At 46.8% G+C, this 20,201-nt stretch carries 20 protein-coding genes and 3 pseudogenes; 8 read left to right on the forward strand and 15 right to left on the reverse strand.

All coding sequences use genetic code 11. The features are described from left to right. Positions 1-64 precede the first annotated feature (64 nt). Entirely contained in the window at positions 65-829 is a 765-nt protein-coding gene (locus ACUY4S_RS03830; RefSeq protein WP_312690792.1) for a class I SAM-dependent methyltransferase, read from the forward strand. Positions 830-860: 31 nt separating this feature from the next. Here ACUY4S_RS03830 and ACUY4S_RS03835 read toward each other — a convergent pair whose 3' ends face one another. Further along, the gene (locus ACUY4S_RS03835) at positions 861-1,556 is read right to left on the reverse strand and encodes a class I SAM-dependent methyltransferase (RefSeq protein WP_458022509.1); all 696 of its coding nucleotides are present in this window, start codon (positions 1,554-1,556) and stop codon (positions 861-863) included. A gap of 165 nt (positions 1,557-1,721) precedes the next feature. Here ACUY4S_RS03835 and ACUY4S_RS03840 point away from each other — a divergent pair, with 165 nt between their 5' ends. The 3 genes from ACUY4S_RS03840 (at position 1,722) to ACUY4S_RS03850 (ending at position 5,555) form a co-directional block, all read left to right on the forward strand. After that, positions 1,722-1,889: a hypothetical protein gene (locus ACUY4S_RS03840; protein ID WP_312690790.1), complete on the forward strand. Its 168-nt coding sequence runs from the start codon at positions 1,722-1,724 to the stop codon at positions 1,887-1,889. 160 nt (positions 1,890-2,049) lie between these two features. Beyond that, a complete protein-coding gene (locus ACUY4S_RS03845) occupies positions 2,050-2,457 on the forward strand; it encodes a putative T6SS immunity periplasmic lipoprotein (protein ID WP_458022508.1) in 408 nt (135 codons plus the stop codon). Between the two features lie 440 nt (positions 2,458-2,897). Next, positions 2,898-5,555 carry a two-partner secretion domain-containing protein gene (locus ACUY4S_RS03850; protein WP_458022507.1) on the forward strand — a complete coding sequence of 886 codons (2,658 nt, stop codon included), beginning with the start codon at positions 2,898-2,900 and terminating at the stop codon, positions 5,553-5,555. 874 nt (positions 5,556-6,429) lie between these two features. Here the strand turns inward: ACUY4S_RS03850 and ACUY4S_RS03855 are convergent. The 14 genes and pseudogenes from ACUY4S_RS03855 to ACUY4S_RS03920 form a co-directional block, all read right to left on the reverse strand. Continuing rightward, entirely contained in the window at positions 6,430-7,044 is a 615-nt protein-coding gene (locus tag ACUY4S_RS03855; protein ID WP_335256101.1) for a hypothetical protein, read from the reverse strand. A 421-nt stretch (positions 7,045-7,465) separates the two neighbouring features. Continuing rightward, a pseudogene (locus tag ACUY4S_RS03860) lies at positions 7,466-7,944 on the reverse strand (DUF5983 family protein). Next, a pseudogene (locus ACUY4S_RS03865) lies at positions 7,941-8,257 on the reverse strand (TA system toxin CbtA family protein). The pseudogenes ACUY4S_RS03860 and ACUY4S_RS03865 overlap by 4 nt, the downstream one beginning before the upstream one ends. Before the next feature lie 56 nt (positions 8,258-8,313). Beyond that, the gene (locus tag ACUY4S_RS03870) at positions 8,314-8,679 is read right to left on the reverse strand and encodes a type IV toxin-antitoxin system YeeU family antitoxin (protein ID WP_335256100.1); all 366 of its coding nucleotides are present in this window, start codon (positions 8,677-8,679) and stop codon (positions 8,314-8,316) included. Positions 8,680-8,701: 22 nt separating this feature from the next. After that, positions 8,702-8,923 carry a DUF987 domain-containing protein gene (locus ACUY4S_RS03875; protein WP_335256099.1) on the reverse strand — a complete coding sequence of 74 codons (222 nt, stop codon included), beginning with the start codon at positions 8,921-8,923 and terminating at the stop codon, positions 8,702-8,704. 13 nt (positions 8,924-8,936) lie between these two features. Next, complete coding sequence (radC, locus tag ACUY4S_RS03880) at positions 8,937-9,419, reverse strand: RadC family protein (RefSeq protein ID WP_335256098.1); 483 nt, start codon at positions 9,417-9,419, stop codon at positions 8,937-8,939. After that, the gene (locus ACUY4S_RS03885; RefSeq protein ID WP_335256097.1) at positions 9,416-9,649 is read right to left on the reverse strand and encodes a hypothetical protein; all 234 of its coding nucleotides are present in this window, start codon (positions 9,647-9,649) and stop codon (positions 9,416-9,418) included. The genes radC and ACUY4S_RS03885 overlap by 4 nt, the downstream gene beginning before the upstream one ends. A gap of 10 nt (positions 9,650-9,659) precedes the next feature. Then, a complete protein-coding gene (locus ACUY4S_RS03890; protein WP_335256109.1) occupies positions 9,660-10,106 on the reverse strand; it encodes an antirestriction protein in 447 nt (148 codons plus the stop codon). Positions 10,107-10,393: 287 nt separating this feature from the next. Beyond that, positions 10,394-10,483 (reverse strand): annotated as a pseudogene (locus ACUY4S_RS03895) (DUF932 domain-containing protein); the annotation flags it as partial. Further along, positions 10,462-10,806: an HTH domain-containing protein gene (locus ACUY4S_RS03900; protein WP_335256096.1), complete on the reverse strand. Its 345-nt coding sequence runs from the start codon at positions 10,804-10,806 to the stop codon at positions 10,462-10,464. The gene ACUY4S_RS03900 and the pseudogene ACUY4S_RS03895, both read right to left, overlap by 22 nt. 328 nt (positions 10,807-11,134) lie before the next feature. After that, positions 11,135-11,431 (reverse strand): hypothetical protein, encoded by a 297-nt coding sequence (locus tag ACUY4S_RS03905; protein ID WP_335256095.1) that lies wholly within the window; start codon positions 11,429-11,431, stop codon positions 11,135-11,137. Positions 11,432-11,792: 361 nt separating this feature from the next. Continuing rightward, on the reverse strand, positions 11,793-12,761 hold the full coding sequence (locus ACUY4S_RS03910; protein WP_458022506.1) for a hypothetical protein: 969 nt from the start codon (positions 12,759-12,761) through the stop codon (positions 11,793-11,795). A 688-nt stretch (positions 12,762-13,449) separates the two neighbouring features. Beyond that, positions 13,450-14,597, reverse strand: a protein-coding gene (locus tag ACUY4S_RS03915) for an IS3 family transposase (RefSeq protein WP_087770335.1) whose coding sequence is annotated in 2 segments (ribosomal slippage) — positions 13,450-14,360 and positions 14,360-14,597 — 1,149 coding nt in all. Because the reading frame shifts where the segments join, the coding sequence is not laid out codon by codon here. Between the two features lie 44 nt (positions 14,598-14,641). Continuing rightward, positions 14,642-15,121, reverse strand: coding sequence for an EamA family transporter (locus ACUY4S_RS03920; RefSeq protein ID WP_458024247.1), 480 nt, complete (start codon positions 15,119-15,121; stop codon positions 14,642-14,644). An 871-nt stretch (positions 15,122-15,992) separates the two neighbouring features. Here ACUY4S_RS03920 and lgt point away from each other — a divergent pair. The 4 genes from lgt to ACUY4S_RS03940 all read left to right on the forward strand — a co-directional run bounded on the left by lgt (position 15,993) and on the right by ACUY4S_RS03940 (position 20,180). Further along, positions 15,993-16,874, forward strand: a complete 882-nt coding sequence (lgt, locus tag ACUY4S_RS03925; protein WP_458023004.1) for a prolipoprotein diacylglyceryl transferase — start codon at positions 15,993-15,995, stop codon at positions 16,872-16,874. Next, entirely contained in the window at positions 16,871-18,331 is a 1,461-nt protein-coding gene (locus tag ACUY4S_RS03930; protein WP_458023005.1) for a glycoside hydrolase family 1 protein, read from the forward strand. Before lgt ends, ACUY4S_RS03930 begins: the two co-directional genes overlap by 4 nt. 432 nt (positions 18,332-18,763) lie before the next feature. Then, positions 18,764-19,267: a DoxX family protein gene (locus ACUY4S_RS03935; RefSeq protein ID WP_458023006.1), complete on the forward strand. Its 504-nt coding sequence runs from the start codon at positions 18,764-18,766 to the stop codon at positions 19,265-19,267. Between the two features lie 418 nt (positions 19,268-19,685). Continuing rightward, entirely contained in the window at positions 19,686-20,180 is a 495-nt protein-coding gene (locus tag ACUY4S_RS03940; protein WP_458023007.1) for a YgjV family protein, read from the forward strand. Positions 20,181-20,201 lie beyond the last annotated feature (21 nt).

Raw genomic sequence — 20,201 nt, forward strand, 5'->3', positions numbered from 1 at the left:
ATTCTCATCGCCAGACGGTTATGATAAGTTGCATTTATAATGCATGTTTAGCAAGGGAACACCGATGGCCGAAAACGACAAAGCAGGGCACACTTTTTTAGCCAGCCTGGGCAAAACGCGTTTGCGTCCGGGCGGTGTGGAGGCTACAGAGTGGCTGTTCAGCCAGGCGCAGTTCACCCCAGAGAGCAATGTGCTGGAAGTGGCCTGCAATATGGGCACCACCTCAATGGAACTCGCCAGGCGTTTCGGATGCACGGTTTACGCCATCGACATGGATAAAAACGCGCTGGCGAAAGCACGCGAAAATGTTCATGCAGCCGGGCTTGAGCGCCTGGTTCACATCCATGAAGCCAACGCCAGTAAATTGCCCTTTGATGACAACACGTTCGATGTGGTGATCAACGAAGCGATGCTGACCATGTATGTAGATAAAGCCAAAGCGAAGCTGATTAGCGAATATTACCGGGTATTAAAACCGGGAGGTCGCCTGTTAACGCACGACATCATGTACACCCGTAATGAACTGGCCAACAGCAATCAGGCCATGCTGGAACAGGTCGTTAAATCGAATGTGAGTCCGATGACGCAACAGGCGTGGCAGGCACTGTTTATTGAGAATGGTTTCTCAGCAGTTGAGACGCATAACGGCAGTATGTCGCTGATGTCGCCCGCCGGTCTGATCCGCGATGAAGGCTTTACCCGCGCGCTGCGTATTGTATTTAACGGTCTGCGCAACCGCGACAATCGAACACGTTTTCTGGGCATGTTCCGCTTCTTTCGCCGTCATCGTCATCAACTGAATTATATCGCCTGCTGTTCACGTAAATGATCGGCTCTGGGGCAAAGCGAAAGCGCCAGCATTATGGCGCTTTGCGTGCCGTCCAGCCGTGAATCAATAGCGACTGGAAAAAACGTTGTGGCAGGGTAAATCCGGCGGTGGCGATGAGGTTTTCTGTCTGCTCCGGCGGCAATAACAGCAGTCGCTGCGACAGCTGCGCTTTGATTTCTGCCTTGTCACGCGGGGCCAGGCTGGCGACCTCGTGCATCGTTTTCCACATCTCCAGTTGTTCATCAAAAGCCGGGCTTTGCATATCGCCCGCTATCTCAGCCGTAATCATTCTGCCGTCATTTTTCAACTGGCGTGCCATTTGCGTATAGATGCCATCCCGTTGCGGGTGCTGAATAAAGTGGGTGACCAGCAGGCACAGCACCGCATCGTAGTCGCCACGGACGGGCAAATCACTGAGATAACCCTCATGTAATGTGCAACGGGCTGCTATTCCGGCATCTGCCAGCTTTTCATGGCAAACGGCCAGCATATCCGGCGAGGGGTCGACGCCATCGAAATGCCATTGTGGATGTTGTTGCGCCAGACGGAGTATTTCGCTGCCGGTCCCCACGCCGACACAGAGCACGCGCGCCTGTGACGGCAGGGTATTTAACAGCAGAGAGATCAGCAAATGAAGGTTATCGGTAATTTCCGCCAGTTTGTGGTTATACGCGTCGTACTGTCGGGAAAATTCGCGATTAAAGATATCGTTAGTGTGGGTGCTCATGAACTTTCTGTCAGGATAAGTGCTTTCATGTAATTTACAATATTACATGAAAAAGAGAGTGGCAAGCCATATGCGTTTTTCGGTAATCCTGCGCAAAAATTCTCGTTTTGGTTATGGCGCAGTTTGCGCTTAACTATCCCGGTCACCTTTGCGGAGAACGTGCTGATGAAGACAATACTGCAACAATGGCTTAATCGCCTTAGCCCGACGCTGACTGTACAGGTGGAAGAGGGGGAATATGACTCAGGCCGCCATGTGGCGTTGCTGATCCCGTTCGGTCTGCTTTATGGTCTTGATTACCACCCTTCTGTCTGGATTTATGATGAAAAATGAGCGCCTTTATCTGATTATGCGCTACAGCTACTGGAATGAACTGTGCGCTTCTGTTGAGAAACCAGTCTGAAAACAGACGGTTTTTTTATATCAATGGCTTCAGTAAAGATAATCCAGGGATATACTCACTCTGTTCTTATTAAGACAGGAGTGACAGGACGTGAAACGGATTATTCCGGTGTGTTTATTGACAACATTTCTTACAGGCTGCCCGATGGGTGACCGTATTCCCCCTCGCGACCCGGCAGAAGTTCTTACCGTTGCCAACTCGGTGTGCATTCGCGTTCAGCCGCAAGGCGAAGCGCGTATGAACTATCTGTGGATTGAAGAAATTGGCAATAAGGATCATCTGTTGCAGAAAGCGAATATAGGCGAAGTGCCTGTATCGCCGCAGAAATGCATTCCGACTTATGGCTATGTTTTCCAGCCCGGTAAAGCGTATAACGTTTCGCTGTCGGTTGAACTCAAAGATGCCAGCAATGGCAGCCTCACATCTCGTCAACAGACCTTCACCAGCAGCTTCATTATCTGGACAATGGCCGATCGCTGGCAGGTTTCTGAGCGATAGCCTTATCTGTAATTTAACGGCGGATGAATCGCTATTCATCCGCTATTATCTTTTTTTCATGTATTTTTCTCTCGCCTAAATAAGATTTTATTTTTTCTGGATAAATAAACCGAGGCGGTAAGATATTATTTCAGGCTGGCATTGTGCTCGTCATATTGTTCTGTGGCATAAAGCATGCTAGGTTTTCTGTCGGCCGTAGCCTTTGTTTTTATAGTCCGGTATTTATCTTCATTTTATAGATGACGCCCAGTCGAGTTGTGTATGCTGAATACCTTATTGGCATATGCCCGAATCTCTTAACGGCGTTAAGCCACTGCGGCGGGGGAGTAGCTATGACATTTCATTTTCTTAAACAATAAACGTCATTGGGTTTCCATAACAATGTTCGCTCGGTTTTATCTGTTGTTTCTTCATGGGAATTTAAAATGAAAGGACATGATATGAACACATTAAATAAGAGGCAATGTAAACCAGCAAGACTGCAATTAGCACCGTTAACCATTGCAATCATTGTTTCATTTACTGCGGTTACTCACGCGGCAGAGATAACAATACAAAACGGTGTTGCCGTTGTTGATATTAATAAGCCGAACAGTCAGGGTGTTTCCCATAACGTTTGGAGCGATCTAAATGTTGACCGAAATGGCATGATTTTTAATAACAGCGGTGCGGCATCGGATACGCAACTCGCCGGCCAGATTGGGGGGAACAGCAACCTTGCTACGGGCTCCGCGAGCGTCATTCTGAACGAAGTTAATTCGAAAAGCCGTTCTGCCATTTACGGGGCGATGGAAGTCGCCGGAAATAAAGCGGAACTGATTATTGCCAATCCAAACGGCATTACAGTGAGTAACGGTACCGCTATTAATACCAGTAAGCTGACACTCACCACGGGTACGCCAACGTTTGAGGGGGATAACCTGACAGGGTATTCGGTCAATGGCGGTAGCATTAGCATTGATAAACTGGCCATTGCCAGCCCCAGCGATATTCTTGCCCGCAATGTCGTCATCAGCGGCGATGTGACTGCCGACACGCTAACTGTAGTGGCCGGAAATAATGCGGTGAATCGCAACGGGCAAGTAACCGGTGAGGTTTCGGCAACAGGGTTACGTAAAAGCTATGGCATTGATGTGGCCATGCTAGGTGGAATGTACGCTAATAAGATCACACTCATTAGCACTGAAAACGGTGTCGGTGTTCGTAATCGCGGGGTGATTGCGGCCACTACCGGCGGTGTAGTGATCGATTCGAAAGGGCAACTATTGAACCGTAATGCCCGGATCCAGTCTGGTGGTGAAATGAATATTCGGACCAACGGCTCGCTAGAGAATGCCTCCGGTCTGATTGAAGCCCAAGGAGCCCTCTCAATCGATTCGAATCAGAATAAGCTCATCAATACCCGTATGGGCAAAATCGCTTCCTTATCCAGCGTCTCGATTAGCAGCGGCGAGGTCGATAACACCAACGGTAAACTCACTTCTGGCGGTATGCTTGCTGTAGACACGCATAAGAATACGTTCACCAATTCCGGTAAGGGCAGTGATGTGGGTGTAAGCGCGGATATTGTGTTGCTTAATACCGGCACGCTGAATAATAGCAAAGGGCAAATTACCGGTGGCTCGATGGAAATAAATACTGCTTATCTGAAAAATAAAAGTGGCCATATAGAATCTGACAGCGATATCAATATCACCAGCTCTGGAAATGTCGCTAATAATGCTGGGTTGATCCGCTCAGTGAGCGGCTATATAAAAATGGCTGCGGGTGGTGCCATTAGTAATCGTGATAATAAGACAGCTGATACGGTAAGTTCTGACTCGCTAGGTATTATTGCCGGAGCGGAGGTGGAAATGGTCGCTGACTCCATTAATAACGATGCCGGGCAAATTGCATCAAATGGCGATGTGCTAGTACAGAGCACGAAGGGTATCGATAATTATAACGGTAAACTTCTTTCCAACCGAAATGTGATAATAAAAGGGAACGCTTTGCGCAATGACACCGGTTATCTCAGTGGTGAGCAGGGGGTGAATGTCGCGGTGAACGGCTATATTGATAATTACCTTGGTGTTATCAGTTCTGCACAAGGTGATATTGTATTAGCAGCTCATACCGTGGATAACCACGGTGGTTTCATGAAAGGGCAGAATGTTACTGTCGATGTGGGTTCGTGGCTCAATAATAATACTGCGCTTATCGTTGCTGACAACAGGTTGACGATAAATGCTCACGGTAATATTGAAAATCGTGACGGTAATATTTTTGGTATCGTTTACGGTCGTTATTTAGGTATGGCGCAGCAGATCGGCGGCCTGGCAGGTAAAGGGGGCGTGGAACTGACCGCGAACAATATCTACACAACAAATAGCCGGATTGTTGCCGAAGGCGGAGCACTCAACTTACAGGCGAAAGGGAATATTGATAATACGCTTGGGTTGCTGAGCAGTAACGCGGACGCGAAAATTAACGTTGGGGGTGTTTTCTATAATAACTACGCGACGATCCGCAGCGCAGGCCATCTCGATATCGAAACGCACTATCTGGATAATCTCAGCACCGGTACTTTAGCCAATAATAATGCTACCGGCGTTATCGCGGCGGATAAGAACCTGAACCTGACGGTAGATAAGAGTATGACTAACTACGGTTGGATCAGCGCCAAAGGCGATATGAATGTTAACGTATTGGCTGGCATCCTTTATAACCACAATACACTTGATGCACAAAATGCGATGACGATTAATGCCCTGAATGGCGTTCAGAACTATAAAGACATTACCGCGGGCACAAACCTGAAGATTGAGAGCGGAAAGTCCATTACCAACAATAGCAACAGCAATATCGTTGGGAAAACTATCGAGATTACGGCTATAGACAATATTACTAACTGGGGGAATGTGTTGAGTAATGAATCCCTGTCCGTTAAAACGACGGGTAATCTGTACAATTATCTCAATATGTTGAGTCAGGGCACTGCGGAAGTCGCCGCATATAAAGTCACTAACAGTGGTAAAAAAGCGCGTTTAGGTGGCACAGGCGGATTGAGTCTGGAGTCCGACAAGCTTGTTAACACCGGTACCCTTGTAGGGATGTAAGCCGTATAAGGCAGCGCTACCTTTTATGTGCCGGGCCGTACCCGGAAAAGCAAAAACCCAGCCAAAGGCTGGGTTCTCTGAATAAGTGGTGCCCGGACTCGGACTAACGCCGTCAGGCGTTGAACAGCGCGCTGGTCGCGCTGGCCCCGAAGGGGTGAGCCGCTTGCGGCGAATAATCGAACGCAGTTCGATGGAGAGTCCGTACCCAGAAAAGCAAAAACCCAGCCAAAGGCTGGGTTCTCTGAATAAGTGGTGCCCGGACCCGGACTAACGCCGTCAGGCATTGAACAGCGCGCTGGTCGCGCTGGCCCCGAAGGGGTGAGCCGCTTGCGGCGAATAATCGAACGCAGTTCGATGGAGAGTCCGTACCCAGAAAAGCAAAAACCCAGCCAAAGGCTGGGTTCTCTGAATAGTGGTGCCCGGACTCGGACTAACGCCGTCAGGCGTTGAACAGCGCGCTAGTCGCGCTGGCCCCGAAGGGGTGAGCCGCTTGCGGCGAATAATCGAACGCAGTTCGATGGAGAGTCCGTACCCAGAAAAGCAAAAACCCAGCCAAAGGCTGGGTTCTCTGAATAAGTGGTGCCGGACTCGGAATCGATGTTCTTTATTAATGCATTGTTATATATGGTTTATTTTTAATGTGGTGATTTTTGTACCCTCATTTGTGCCCTCACTCCGATTTGGCTAGCTTTGGTGCCTCGAATCAAGAAACGAAAGTATATCCCCCACCGCTTACAATATGCATTATCAGTTATCTGGAGAGATAGACGCATATTTGAAATCATTTCTCTCACTCTGATTGCTATGACTTTAGTCTTTCATCACTAGGGGGATGAGTGCTCACATATATAGCGCGCTCCCGCGGCATTTTGCCTCATGATAAGGCTGCTTTAAGAACCTCGCCATCTCTGAGGTTTATTAGTGTTGATGCAAAGGGAATTTTTCTATTCAGCATCTCTTTGATTTTTTTAGCGGGAACCGGGTTATCTAATTTCTTATAATTTTCAAGCTTAAAGAAAAATGTATCCCCGTCATCCCCATAATAGTTTGTTTTTTGTACTTTCCCGACGGCAGTACCGAATCCGACAATACCTGCGCCGCTCTCATAATGAAAGACAATATCTCCGTCTTTGATTCTTTCAATTTTAAATTTCCATGGGTCACAAAACGCGGCAGCGATTTTATCCTCCACCATCCAGTTATGGGTATCTTCATCCTGGCTTTTATTGGTATTCAACATGAAATAATTCAAGTTGTTATCATCATTTGGTGATGGATCGCTAGTCTGTAACGCATCTTCTCTTGCATATCGCTCACGAGCTATATCTGCCCCATCACGGAGCATAGCAACCAGAACTTCATGTTTAGACACATCTAGTTGTGCGGCCACATCGCTCGCAAACATATCAATATCTGCGGGGACCTTCATAGTCTGGCTAACAATTGCCGTTTTGTTGTTTTTTAAGAGGGTACTAAAGTTCGAAGCCATAGTGTTCACTCCTTCATTTTAATGACAACTCAATAATATCAACTAAAACAAAACAAGAAAATAACTAAATTTGGTTTTATTTTGGTTTTTTTTGTGGTGGTTTTCGTGAGCTGTTGAGGCTATACAGGACTTTTATATAAACAAAAATGCCTGTCGGGTAAGGACTGGCATTCATACGTGTGGTGGATCAACTGAGGGTCATGCTGATTCTGCATCGTGTAGAAGCTGAAGATGACGGAGAAAGCGAAGGTCCTGCAATACCTGTGTGATATGGTGCAACAGCGCTGTGTGGAGTCGGTGTTGTCTTCGTCGTTGTCGAAGATCATTTCCGTACCCCAGCGAATATTGTCGCACAGCCAGTCGATCAGGATCTGCAGTACATCTTCCGTGGTTAATTCTGGCATATGAGAACCTTGTGGAGTTACCAGTCAAAGGTGGCAAAGCCTGGTAGCACTTCACTACATGCGTCAAGGTGAATAACGCCAGCGTCGTAGCGACGGATGAGCGTTATCACTAACCGGCGACAGGCTTTTGAGAGACCGAGACGCTTAAGACGCAATACCGGAAATGACTAGGCTCCCGGGCGGAGCAGATAGCCTGAGCCCGAAAAATGAATCCATTCTGATTCACCAAAGTCTTCATGCTGGTGTGACAGTTTGTGCAGCAGGGTGTTGTCGGCTTCGTTGATATGCGCTGTACTGCAATGGATACCGGTAAGGTGGGCGGCGGGCGGAAGTAGATCTTCAACAACCAGCTTTCCGGGAGTATCAGCAATACAAAGTGAATATCCGTTGTCGCAGACCACGTTAATGAGGTCGTCCAGTTCAATGCCATTGATATCCACGACGATACGACTAGTACATTGATAGTACCGGCTTCTACCGTCAGGGATAGTTTCATGAATGTCTCCCCTGAGCTGCATTTCCCGCAATGAGAAGAGTGATCCTTTGATACCCGTTGCGTTGCATCAATCCCGTTGCCCGCCAGGCCTGGAGAATATCAATCTCTCCGATAAAAGGGGACTGATGTTGAACGGAGAAACCTGGACGATCAATTTATATTGAGTAATAACCTGCTCATCAGAAAATTGAGTGTCGTTAAGCGAAAGGCCGTAATGCTGTTCCAGCAGGCACGTGAGTAAATGTTGCCAGATTTCAACGGGCGTCGGGCGTGACGGTGCCTTCCGTGTCGGGATGGCGGATAAGGTTTGCATAATGAAATACACCTGAATAAAGTCGGGTTGAAAGGGGGATGGATTAGAAAGTGGAGTTAGCGGGGGATGCTGTTGCCTGACGTCGGATAAATCGCGATATAAAGGTAACCACAACTCCCCAGTGTATCGGCATCGCAGGTTAGTTCTTTTGCATTTAACGTAACGCCGAGCTGTTGGCGAGGATTGAGCTCACCGGAAACCAGCATTAGTTCCAGCTGTTTGAGCAGTACCGGAAACGCTTGGTCAAAGTGACGTAAATCCGCATCGCTGAATGTCCCGGCGAAACTGGCCCGGTCAGCCAGATAATGCAGGTGGTTGCCTTCCTGCACCAGTCGTGCGCCAAAGCATGGCGTGACGGTGGGTTTAAGTCCCCACCAGGGCTCAGAAATATCATGGTTTGCCGCATTTATTATGCTTTGCATTTAAGTCATCCTTAATGATGCGTTAATTCAGGCTAACACTGCGTAATACGACATAGGGGCCGTTACGGTCCTGACGGCGTTCTGCGAATACGGCCAGCACACCGCTGATATCTTGCACCTCCTGACCAGCATAGTGGCAGATACTGCCGGACCACGTGTATTTCCCGGTGCAAAAGCGAAACAGCCGGGACTGAGGGTGCTGACGGTATATCGTCATCGCCTGACGTTTGCTGATAATTTTCATCGCTATTTATTCCCTATAACCAGCCGCGTTCAGCAAACGAAACGATATCCATGCCGCCAACTACCAGGTGATCCAGCAGGCGAATATCAACCAGTTCCAGCGCCTGTTTCAGACGTTCTGTAATCAGCCTGTCGGCTTTACTCGGTTCAGCCTCACCCGACGGGTGGTTATGCGCAAGAACGACAGCGGCGGCATTATTTTTCAGACCGGACTTAACGACCTCACGTGGATGTACAGTGATAGAGTTGATCGTCCCGAGGAACAGCGTGTCGTGGGCTATGAGGCGATGCTGATTATCTAGCCACAGGACGGTGAAGGCTTCGCGGTCCAGCGTGGCGAGCTGCAGACGAAGCCAGTCACGGACTGCATGGCTGGAGGAAAATGTCGCGCCGGGCTCGCGTAACTGACGTTCCAGCAGGGTCAGTGCGCGTCTGATGGTACGCTGTGCAGCGGGAGATATCCCCCTGCTGTCGGGGGCACAAGTGGTAATATTCATTTGCTTTTCCTGTCTGTTAATGCGTCCGGGACGGGCGTGTTGTACAGTTTCGCGGCAACGATGAACTCGTCGTGCAGGAATTCAAACCACGACCATATATGGAAGAGAGGGGTACCCGTCGGGAAATGCAGGAAGGGTTCGTCGATCACAACATCTCCGTCCTCATCTCTGACCGTGGTTTTCCCCAGCGCATCCCACATGGCATCAAGGTGAGACCGTTCATACGGCATGGCGGGACGCTCAGTCGGTAATGTGCATGATGGCGTTACATTCCGGGTGATGCAGCGTATAGTCACGCAGACGCCAGTAATGTTCCGTCATAGCGTCGCATTCTGTGCGCATGGTGTGATGGCTGTAAGTCATCAGACAGACGGCTATCCCTGCAGCCTCGGCGCTGAGTTCACCGCCGTTACCGTTCATACTGTTAAACAATGACCATTTTTCATCGCTGTCAGCATCGGGAGCCATGAACGCGCCACCGTTGCTGAGTAAGTAAAAATTCCAGATACCGCCTCTGTAATCCGCGCAGAAGCGGTCCATCCAGGCAAAGATTCTCGATTCGAAGGTTATCCACAGCTGTATGCTGCCGAAGTACTGTGGCCAGAAGGCAGCACGCTGTTTATCGGGTACAGGCGTGCACACGATGCGGTCTGCATCAGTACGTGATGAGGTGAGAGATTTAGTCACTGCACTGGTCAGGGTGAGTATGTTGTTCATTTAGTTTCCTTTGTATTTTCATATGGAGTGTTGAGACGAAGTGACGGGCAGGACTGCGCATAGCCGTCCTCATCACAGAGCGAGGGCCAGTTGCCCTCCGGGATGCTTAAGCTGCAGAGGCTGAGTTCACCGGGACGATAAAGAAGGTGAGAGCACCAGGCGCAGAGGTCGTCATCAGAGTTGGAGCGGCAGCCGGGAGTGTTCTCCAGGGGGCGGATGAAGGGGAGCCAGGTGGGCGTTATCAGGCAGCGGTGGCATCAGCTCAGCACCAGCTGCAGTTCCTCCGCCATTACCCAAAGCGCCCGGTTGTGCTTAACGTCGCCTTCTATGCCTTTAACCGCGCGGGTATCCCCGATGTACTGGTGAGCAGCCGGATGAGCTTTCTGTTCTGGGTAGGGATAATCTCTGAAATTCCCGTATTGTGGATGAAGGTGAACGTATCCGGCGCATGTGGCCGGAGAGGACGCCGCGCAAGGTGGTAAGTCCCGCCGGAAAACTCAATACCCAGGTGGAGCAGGCGTTGCTGGAAATCCCGTTGCAGCGTGCGTTCTGATACACCAAATTCATCAGCCAGTTTTTTCAGCGTCAGGGCATGGCCTGCCAGTAGCCGACTGATGATGATCGACAACCTGACGGCCAGCCGATCATAACGATCGTGTTGTTCTTTCATTCTGAAATCAGCCTCAGGCTCTCCGTATGCTCCTGTACGTTGTGGAAAATTATGCCGCACCGGTGCGCCACTTTATGTCGTCGCTTTATGCTGGATGACGTAAAAATTATGACAACAACCAGTTTTAGTTAAGTGGCTGTAAGTAAAAGGGTATGAGAGTATTCATGGGAGGGGAGTGATGTTTTTTTACGACACATCCTGTCATTGATGCGAAGGGCTGAAGAGATAAAAAACCGTATAACAGAGACGCCGTGGCATTCACGTTATCGTTGCCGGTGTCTTCCGAGATACGGTTGTACCCCATACCGTTTACTGGAGCTGCTGAGTGTTACGTCATATTGAAGGTCTCCTCACACTGTGTGCAGCAGTATTCATCAAACACCGTCCCGTCCAGCCTCTCACCAGCTACTGCTCCCGCTATTGCGCCAGCGCAGGCCCCTGATAGAAAACCAATGAGCCCTCCGGCCAGCGTGCCAACCACGGGGACGGCGGAGCCAATCATCGCGCCGGCCGTCGCACCTTCGATACCGGCAAGTCCCCCGGCGGTTGCGCCAATCACGCCGCCCGTTTTTTTACCCACCTGACGCAGCTGTATGTTTTGCGAACCGCAATTCGGACAATTCATTTTGTTCTCCCTTGTTACTGGCAATAAAATAAAAGCCGCCTGAATGCACAGGCGGGCCGTGGATAAAAACAGCACTGATACCGGAACAGGGAATGTGGCGATGACAGCGACGGAACGGGGGAAACATGCACGCTGGTATTTTGCATGGCAGTTCACCGGGAAGAGGGAACAAGGGTAGCGGCAGGGTATCAGAGCCCCTTTTGTTCTTATCAAGCACATTAACCTCCGTGAGTGAAATAACAAAATGGCAGCATTCCTGCTGCCGTTCTCACATTGGTAATATAGGTCTGAAATTTTTTTGAATGTGAATTTAGGTCCGCATTAGAGCCTGTCACCACCCACTTTTTTCCGTGCGGGATCCTTACTCACCGCCACAGGTTTTCCTGTAATGGTCATTAATCAGCGTTTCCAGCATATCGCTGATACGGACCCCGCTGCGTTCAGCCATAAAGTCCAGGCGCATTTTAGTTTCGTTCTTCAGGTACGTGTTTAATGCTTTTTTATCAGTTCGCGACTGGCGTAATTTTTGCTGGTTCCAGGCTTTATTTAGATTCAACAGAAATAGCCGTTTTGTATCTGGAGCATCGTCCCATAAATCCAGCGCGGTACGTAGCGCAAGGTAACGTTCAGAGTAACTTAATGGTGTGAACCAGGTCGTTAATCCAGGCGTGGATAAACTCATGAAGAGTCCGCCAATATTACTGACTTTCTCCTGCTGAACTTTTTGCAGGTTGTTCCAAGCCCATAATACCGCGTCCTCTTCATCCGGCAGCCATTTTAGCGGCAGCGGTTTACTGTAAATTATTTTCCACCGATCTTTCAGCTTTTCCAGTACCTGTTTTTTAAGGTGAGTCACCGGTGGAGTGGAAACAACAATGCTGTCAAATAGTGTGACAATAATGTCGATTCTCTCCTGGTGACTCACCGGGGACAAACTCAGATTCATTCGCTGATACCAGTTTTTGCCGAACTCAGCGTTTGCTGGTGAGCCAATACCAAATTCATAATCCCCGGCCTTACAGAGATACGCCCATAGCCAGAATGTGGCCCGCTCATCCTGTCTCAGCCAGTCAAAGCTTTCCAGTGGGATAATATTTTCCTCCCGGCCTGTTTCCATTTCAGACAGCACTCTTGCCTGCTGGTTTTTATCCGGGATGAACTGATTAATCAACTGGTTTAACGCCTGTCGGTAGCTTTCAGCATCCTGGCGAGGAATGTTGCTGGTATTTATTACTTTGTTTATTTGCAGCCAGCTGGAGTAAAACCCACAAACTCTCAGGTCCCGGCTTTTTACAGGTCCATTCCGGTCATCATTGTAGTGTATCGCCATTATTTAACCTTCAGATAACTAAACTACATAGTAGTGTTTGTGGTGGTTGTTGTTGTAGTAATAAAGTAGCATGATGATGGTTTTTGTGTCACTGAAAAACACATCTGGTAGTCATATTGAAGTAAGTTAATGGTTTTTTGTTGGTTTAGATACGGTTTCATCATGGTTTTATAGTCGTTTTTTTACTGTTTTTATCATTTTTTTTATCGTAATTTGGGTATTTTTTCCTACGTATCTGCATCTGAACTTCCTCATCTTTACCTCCCGTCCTTCTATCCTTCACGTTCTCGTTTCCATCACGTCACGATGCTTGGTTTGCTCTAGTATGAATTTCTGGCATCAGGTAGCGTTACTCTGACACATTTTCAGTTCGTCACTCAGAATCAGGGGAAGAGGTTTGTAGGTGACGTTGGTACGAGGTGCTCACGGGTTGAGATTATCTTATTTAATTGATGCTGCGTTCACCTTTAACTGAAAAAGATAATTCCAGAGTAATTAACAGAGGTTTTATTGTGGGGAGGTACTGTCTGGCGTGGTTATCTTTATCGTTGCCGCCACGCTTAGTTTGTTGGATTGGTATTAATATATTAAAGAAAGGGTTCTTATCTACTGGATTAAGTAACGGTTAAGACAATAGTACTGCTCATAAGGTTGAATTACAGCTAAGAAGTGAATCGCCACGGATAATCTAGACACTTCCGAGCCGTTGATAATACTGGTTTTCATATTCTGTCGGTGACATCTGATCGCTAGAACCATGCCGACGCTTACTGTTATAAAACATTTCGATGTAATCAAAAATATCGCTGCGGGCTTCTTCCCGCGTTCCGTAGATCTTTTTCTTTATCCGTTCGCGTTTCAACAACTGGAAAAAGCTTTCTGCAACCGCATTATCATGGCAGTTACCGCGACGGCTCATGCTGCCCTCCAGGCCGTGTGATTTCAGGAACGACTGCCACTCATGGCTTGTGTACTGACTGCCCTGATCCGAATGAACCAGCACCTGTTTTTGGGGATTACGCCGCCATACAGCCATCAGCAGTGCGTTCAGGACAATGTCCTTTGTCATCCGGGATTGCATGGACCAGCCGATAATTTTGCGTGAGAACAGATCAACAACCACGGCAAGATACAGCCAGCCTTCGTGGGTCCTGATGTAGGTTATGTCCGTTACCCAACGCTCATCCGGAGCATCCGGGTTGAACTGTCGCTGGAGCCTGTTGGGCGACACGATACTGGCCTCGCCTTTACGTGCCCGCGGGCTCCGGTATCCGACCTGAGCCTTTATCCCGACACGTTTCATCAGTCGCCAGACTCTGTTCACTCCGCACTGTTGCCCGCTGTCCCGCAGATCCAGATGGATTTTGCGATAACCATAGACGCATCCCGATTCCAGCCAGAACTGTTTAATCTGTCCTGTCAGTCTCAGGTCTGCCTGATGGCGTTGTGAATGCGGCTGCTGAAGCCAGGCGTAAAAACCACTGGGATGAACATCCAGCACCCGACAGAGCAGGCGAACAGGCCAGCAACAGGTGTTGTCACGGATAAAGGCGTACCTCAGTCGGACAGCTTTGCGAAGTACGCCGCGGCTTTTTTTAATATGTCCCGTTCGTCGGTAACCCGCTTCAGCTCTTTCTGGAGACGGCGGATCTCGGCCTGAGCATCTGACTCTTCTTTATTAGTGGAAGAATCCGGACCGTACTTCTTTATCCAGGCGTAAAGGCTGTGGGTGGTGATATCGAGACGTGTTGCAACGCTGGCAACAGAATAACCGCGATCAACAACCTGTTTGACTGCTTCAATTTTAAACTCTTCGGGATAACGCTTACCGCTCATGGGCACCTCTCTTTAAGCCATCTTAAATGACTCTGAGGTGTCTGTTAAACCCGTGGCGATTCAAATATCAATCCAGTCAATGATACAGTTTGTTGGTTACTGAACATGTTCGTAGCTAAAATTGTTCCAGGAAATATTAAAATAGACGATATTCCATTTTGGAGTGGGATTTTTTTTCTGAACACCAGCCAATCGATTAGCTGAGTTATCCAGACCGATTGCATTAACATGACCACGGCGACTGAAACAGAAATGTAATTTAGGGATATAAAGTATAGACTGGTCGTGAGCGCAAGTGGAATTCCAGACGAAATTGTTTTCAGGAGTTCTTTTCGGTGGAGATGTGTTTTTTTATTTTTTCGTATCAACATTAAACCATTGAGTAATATGGCTGAAAAGACAAAAACAAAAAAAATCACACCGCCCGTCTGCCCTCCGGGTATATTTGCTAACTTCATTAATGGTGCTGGCATACCATAACTAATTGAACCGATGAAAACAAAAAAAAGAGGGGTGCTTTTCATTTATCTATCCTATCCCGACCACCACTGTGGCCACAATCGCATGTTTGACATATAATATTTATGTCAGTTAGGTTTTTTTAAATAAAGACCATCATCTTAATCATTCTGAGGACTAACTCTGAACATAGATGACCTGTCAGACTTTGAATTCATTTCCCCTTATCCTGGATTTGGAATTTGTTTAGCTGGAGCAGCATTGGCTCCCTGGAAGGTCATGCTTATGCATGTGCCATGTACAGACATAGTCTATTGCCTCTTACTCATGCATCAGAGTGCGGGCTATCTCGCCAAAAATTGTCATGTCAGGATGAAAAGTCCTGGGTTCCTTACTTCATTACTGTTAACAACTCTCATTCATTTCATGTGCACAGAGTACTTGTTACCCTTCTCATTAGCCGGTTGGTAAGGCTTGTCTATATGTTAATTGATTGTTTAGAAACTATTTTATTTTGTTTTCTGTCCTCAGAACCAATACCTGCAGTTCGACAGTTGACACTAGACAGATGAATGTGGTCTATTGTAATCGCAGTTGACAATCGCATCATCAAGATGCGGATATACCAGGTTCTCTTTTGGGTTTCCAGCGCCGGTATATTTAATTCCCCTGAGCCCATTGGGGGAGTTATGTTCATTTTATATGTATCCTGTCAAACTTCGTTTTTTTCTGCTTTACGCCTGTTCTATGAACTGCGAATTTTTATTTTCTATAAACACACACTCGTACACTTACATAATAACATCATGAAACAACCACAATTTATCGGGGGCTGTTTCGTGTCTTTTTTCAACATAATGAATTATTCCTGAAGTTGCAAGAGTACATTATAAATTTTGTACTTTCTCCACTGCACTTGCGAAATGGAGCTGTAGAATGACAGATTACTTACGACATCCTGATATTGATCCAGTGATGATATATATGGGGCCATTTACTGTGTACTGGTATGGATTTATGTACCTGTTGGCTTTTGTCATCTGCTATTCTATTTCAAAGTATTATGCTCGGAGGCATAATACAGTGATAACCTCGGAGGAAGTTGATGATTTTTTTGCTGGTGCGTTCTTGTTTCTCATTCTGGGTGGGCGCATTGGGTATGTGGTGTTTTATGCTTTTCCACAAGTTCGCATCGATCCGCTTTATTTGTTCCGTATATGGGAAGGTGGGATGTCATTTCATGGTGGATTGCTCGGTGTCATCATATACACCGTGTACTTTGCTAAAAAGCACAATAAAAAAATACTGGAAATAACTGATTTTTTGGCACAGTTAGCTCCTGTCGGGCTCGCTCTGGGTCGTCTTGGTAATTTTATTAACGGTGAACTCTGGGGGCGTGTAGCACCAAGTTTCCCTTATGCTTTTCTGTTCCCCGGGTCGCACTCTCAGGATTTAAAATATGTAGCAACTCATCCTGAATTGCAGTCCATGCTACAGCAGTTGGGTGCACTTCCTCGTTATCCATCCCAGCTCTATGAGTTTTTTATGGAAGGGGTAATTCTTTTTATCGCAATGTATTTTATTGCACGTAGAACTTCATGTGCTGGCATGGTTTCCGGTAGTTTCTTGCTTCTGTACAGTTTATTCAGGATTTCAGGTGAGTTCTTCCGTGAACCAGATTCCCAGTTTACTGGCGATTGGATTAATTTAATTAGTATGGGGCAGGTTCTCTCATTACCTATGTTACTTGCAGGTCTTTTCTTGATTTTCTCCAAATGTACTCAAAGAAACTTATTCAATAAAAAGGTCATTAAATGAAAAAAACACTATTGGCTGTTGCTCTCGGCGCAGTTGCATTCAGTACTTCTGCCGAAAATAATAAAGAACCATTTATGTGGGGGGCTGCGTCAGCGGCCTATCAGGTTGAAGGTGCAATTGACCAGGATGGTCGAGGGAAATCAATATGGGATTATTACTTTGGTGAGAAGAATCTTGCGGGGCCAGGGGTATCTGGTGCTATTGCGATTAACTTTTATGACCGTAAGCAGTATCTTCAGGATATTAGCTTAATGAAAAAATTGGGCATTAATTCATACCGATTTTCTATTGCCTGGCCACGCATAATCCCGGACGGGCAGGGGCCAGTTAACCCGACTGCAGTGCAGCACTATCGACTCTTTATTGACGATCTCAAAGCTGCAGGGATAAAGCCACTCGTCACACTCTATCACTGGGATATGCCCCTGAGTCTGGCGCAGGCCGGAGGCTGGAGTAATCGTGATTCTGTTGAGTGGTTTGCCCGCTATGCTAGCGCGGTCTTTGCTAATTTCTCCGATCAGGTTAGTGACTTTATCCTAATAAATGAACCCTCTGTAGAGGTAGCGCAAAATATTAAAGCCCAGCGTTTTCTGAAAGGGGATTTCAGTAATCCGGTTCCGCCTATTGTGGCTACGCCGGAGACACTGGAACTTTCACTCAAATCGTACAATCATATTTTATTAGCTGCGGCAAAGGCCAAGCAGGTATTTTCAGATAGCCATTATAAAGGACGTCTAGGAATTGCAGTTCCACTGAGTCCTATTCTGACTGGCCCTGATGCATCCGATGCGGACAAATATGATGCCCGTATTGCCGATGGAGTTCTCAATCGCTGGTTCCTGGATGCAATGTATAAAGGCACTTATCCGGCAGATGTCCTTCAACTTGCTAAAGATATGAAGCTGGACATTGGCGTACAGGAGAATGATGCCAAAACAATTAAAGATGCGAATTTTGATTTTCTGGGTATCAATTATTATTCTCCCTTCTTCATTCGGCATAGTGGAAAACAACAGACTTATAACCCTGAACTGTACATGCCGAAGGGGCAACTTGCCGCATTCAATGGTGCAGTCCGACCTGACCAGCTTTCTGCCCTGCTAGGGAGAATTAAAACTGACTATGGTAATCCTCCAGTGATTATTACCGAGAATGGTGCTGGTTTTGCTGGCGAGGATAAGCTTATCAACGGAAAAGTCATTGATACCCAAAGATGTGAATACATCAGGGATCATATTTTGGCTATGCAGGATGCGATGAAGGAAGGTGCGCGGGTCGAGGGTTATATGGTGTGGTCGAGTCATGACAATCTTGAATGGTTTGGCGGCTATAATGCCAGATTCGGAATGATTTATGTTGACTGGGATACACAAGCCAGAACCCCTAAAGAGAGCGCTTACGCCTACAGCCAGATTATTAAAGGCAAGGGAAACACTTCCACTCTCTGCCAGCCATGACCTGAGTTCCGGGGCACACTTTTGTGCCCCGGATAAAAATCGTCATGTTTGCAAGGAGTGTAGTAACGATATGACATATTTCAGTGAAGACAACGGAAAGCAATTGCGGGCTATGAGCATGCTCAACACCTTCAGAGAAAAAGGTGCGCATGTTAAATTTCACAGCATTGTTGAAGTGCAATCGTTACCTCGGCCCATTACTTACGATATCACCAGGCAGACAAGGAGGAAAGACTGAATAGGAAAAGGTTTATAGCTGAGCTTATTTGTACTGATAGCAGATAACACTCCTGGAGTATGTTGCTTTAATATTATGCATAGATATTATCAAGTTGCATAAGTATGACATATCGAAAGAGCTTAAGATATTGGCGATGCTGCAGGAAAAATGCAGCATCATTATAATGGCGGGATGGAGTTTAAGGGAAATTTATGCGTAAAAATAACTTCGTTTTATCTGAACGATTTGCATTGTCTATTCTTAGGATTCTGGCATGTTACCCGTGGCTTAGCGGTGCCTTTTATGGTAAAGATGCGAAGGTGTCCATAGATTTTATCTTCGGAAACGGATTGATTGAAAGAATAAATGATGGTTTTATCCATACAGCCATAGGCCCTGGAATGGTCAGTTTTTTAACTGACATCGTTGTTCCACATGCTTCAATATTTGCATTTATGTTGGCATTAGGGGAAATGGCAGCCGGATTCTCATTTCTATTCGGGCTTTTTTCAAGATTAGGTGGTTTTATTGCTATATTGCATTCAGTTGTTAATTTATTGGTGTTATGGAATACAGGGCCAGAAACCTTTGGGCAGAATTATTTGCTAATAATTACAGCACTTACTATTATGCTATGTGGCGCGGGGAGAACTTGGGGTCTGGATGGTTTAATAATAAAAAGAACGGACATGAAAATATTTAAAATCATAGGTTAATAATAAAAACAGCAGGCTATTTTGAAAATAACCATATTCCATGATGAGACGTTTGGGTATATGGATAAAATGCTATGCCAGTAATACAAAGATAATATGGCATAGATTAGTTTCCGAGTGGGTGTCTTTCAGTCTGCGTGTACCCTTAGAGTACATACAGTAGGTCTGTTTTTTTAGAAGGTTTAAGAACCTGGGTTCGGTGTTCTCCCGAACTCAGGATTTTTGGTTTCAGAATAGTTGGGTGGTTACAATGCCAGTGCCGAAGTGATTTATCTCGATCTAGATACCAGGATCATGAACTTCGAGCTGAGGGCTTTTGCCTGCAACCTGGTGATTGAAGGCAAGAATAACTCCCTTTCTGTTCCGGACATGTGCGAAATCCCGAAGCACATTTTTATGCTTACATAAAAGAAGTTATATGTATATTGCACAACTTTTAGGATTGCTTGCTTTTCTTGTAGGGTTGGCTACCTTCCTAGCAAAGACGGACAGGAACTTACGGGTCAATATGGCCTTATATTGTGCACTCATGTCTGCACATTTTTTCTTGATGGGTGTAAGCCCGGCAGGTTTCAGTGAGGCACTTAATGCCTGTCGTACTGCTGTTTCAGTTGCTACCCATGGAACCCGTATTTTTCTCCTGTTTCTACTGGTTTCGGTGCTGGTTAGTTTTCTTACCTATGAAGAGATCTATCAGCTCCTGCCAGCAATATCTTCTGTTCTGACTTCTGTTGCACTTTTCCTCTGCAAGGGAATAAGAACCCGGCTCGTTCTCGCACTGGCTACAGCACTATGGATCTGGCATAACGCGATTATTAAATCTGTTGGGGGAGTTCTCATCGAAACTGTCTTCCTTGTTGTTAATCTATACGGTATCAGTCAGGTTTGCAGGACGTCTGCCGAGGACAAGTAACCTCTTCGTGTTCCGATAATG

This window comes from Kosakonia beeri (assembly GCF_054165705.1).

What these genes read in the sequence shown, in the direction of transcription:
- ACUY4S_RS03830 (WP_312690792.1), top strand. Translation starts at nt 65, where the DNA reads ATGGCCGAAAACGACAAAGCAGGGCACACTTTTTTAGCCAGCCTGGGC.
- ACUY4S_RS03835 (WP_458022509.1), bottom strand. Translation starts at nt 1,556, where the DNA reads ATGAGCACCCACACTAACGATATCTTTAATCGCGAATTTTCCCGACAG.
- ACUY4S_RS03840 (WP_312690790.1), top strand. Translation starts at nt 1,722, where the DNA reads ATGAAGACAATACTGCAACAATGGCTTAATCGCCTTAGCCCGACGCTG.
- ACUY4S_RS03850 (WP_458022507.1), top strand. Translation starts at nt 2,898, where the DNA reads ATGAACACATTAAATAAGAGGCAATGTAAACCAGCAAGACTGCAATTA.
- ACUY4S_RS03855 (WP_335256101.1), bottom strand. Translation starts at nt 7,044, where the DNA reads ATGGCTTCGAACTTTAGTACCCTCTTAAAAAACAACAAAACGGCAATT.
- ACUY4S_RS03870 (WP_335256100.1), bottom strand. Translation starts at nt 8,679, where the DNA reads ATGCAAAGCATAATAAATGCGGCAAACCATGATATTTCTGAGCCCTGG.
- ACUY4S_RS03875 (WP_335256099.1), bottom strand. Translation starts at nt 8,923, where the DNA reads ATGAAAATTATCAGCAAACGTCAGGCGATGACGATATACCGTCAGCAC.
- radC (WP_335256098.1), bottom strand. Translation starts at nt 9,419, where the DNA reads ATGAATATTACCACTTGTGCCCCCGACAGCAGGGGGATATCTCCCGCT.
- ACUY4S_RS03885 (WP_335256097.1), bottom strand. Translation starts at nt 9,649, where the DNA reads ATGCCGTATGAACGGTCTCACCTTGATGCCATGTGGGATGCGCTGGGG.
- ACUY4S_RS03900 (WP_335256096.1), bottom strand. Translation starts at nt 10,806, where the DNA reads ATGAAAGAACAACACGATCGTTATGATCGGCTGGCCGTCAGGTTGTCG.
- ACUY4S_RS03905 (WP_335256095.1), bottom strand. Translation starts at nt 11,431, where the DNA reads ATGAATTGTCCGAATTGCGGTTCGCAAAACATACAGCTGCGTCAGGTG.
- ACUY4S_RS03910 (WP_458022506.1), bottom strand. Translation starts at nt 12,761, where the DNA reads ATGGCGATACACTACAATGATGACCGGAATGGACCTGTAAAAAGCCGG.
- ACUY4S_RS03920 (WP_458024247.1), bottom strand. Translation starts at nt 15,121, where the DNA reads ATGAAAAGCACCCCTCTTTTTTTTGTTTTCATCGGTTCAATTAGTTAT.
- lgt (WP_458023004.1), top strand. Translation starts at nt 15,993, where the DNA reads ATGACAGATTACTTACGACATCCTGATATTGATCCAGTGATGATATAT.
- ACUY4S_RS03930 (WP_458023005.1), top strand. Translation starts at nt 16,871, where the DNA reads ATGAAAAAAACACTATTGGCTGTTGCTCTCGGCGCAGTTGCATTCAGT.
- ACUY4S_RS03935 (WP_458023006.1), top strand. Translation starts at nt 18,764, where the DNA reads ATGCGTAAAAATAACTTCGTTTTATCTGAACGATTTGCATTGTCTATT.
- ACUY4S_RS03940 (WP_458023007.1), top strand. Translation starts at nt 19,686, where the DNA reads ATGTATATTGCACAACTTTTAGGATTGCTTGCTTTTCTTGTAGGGTTG.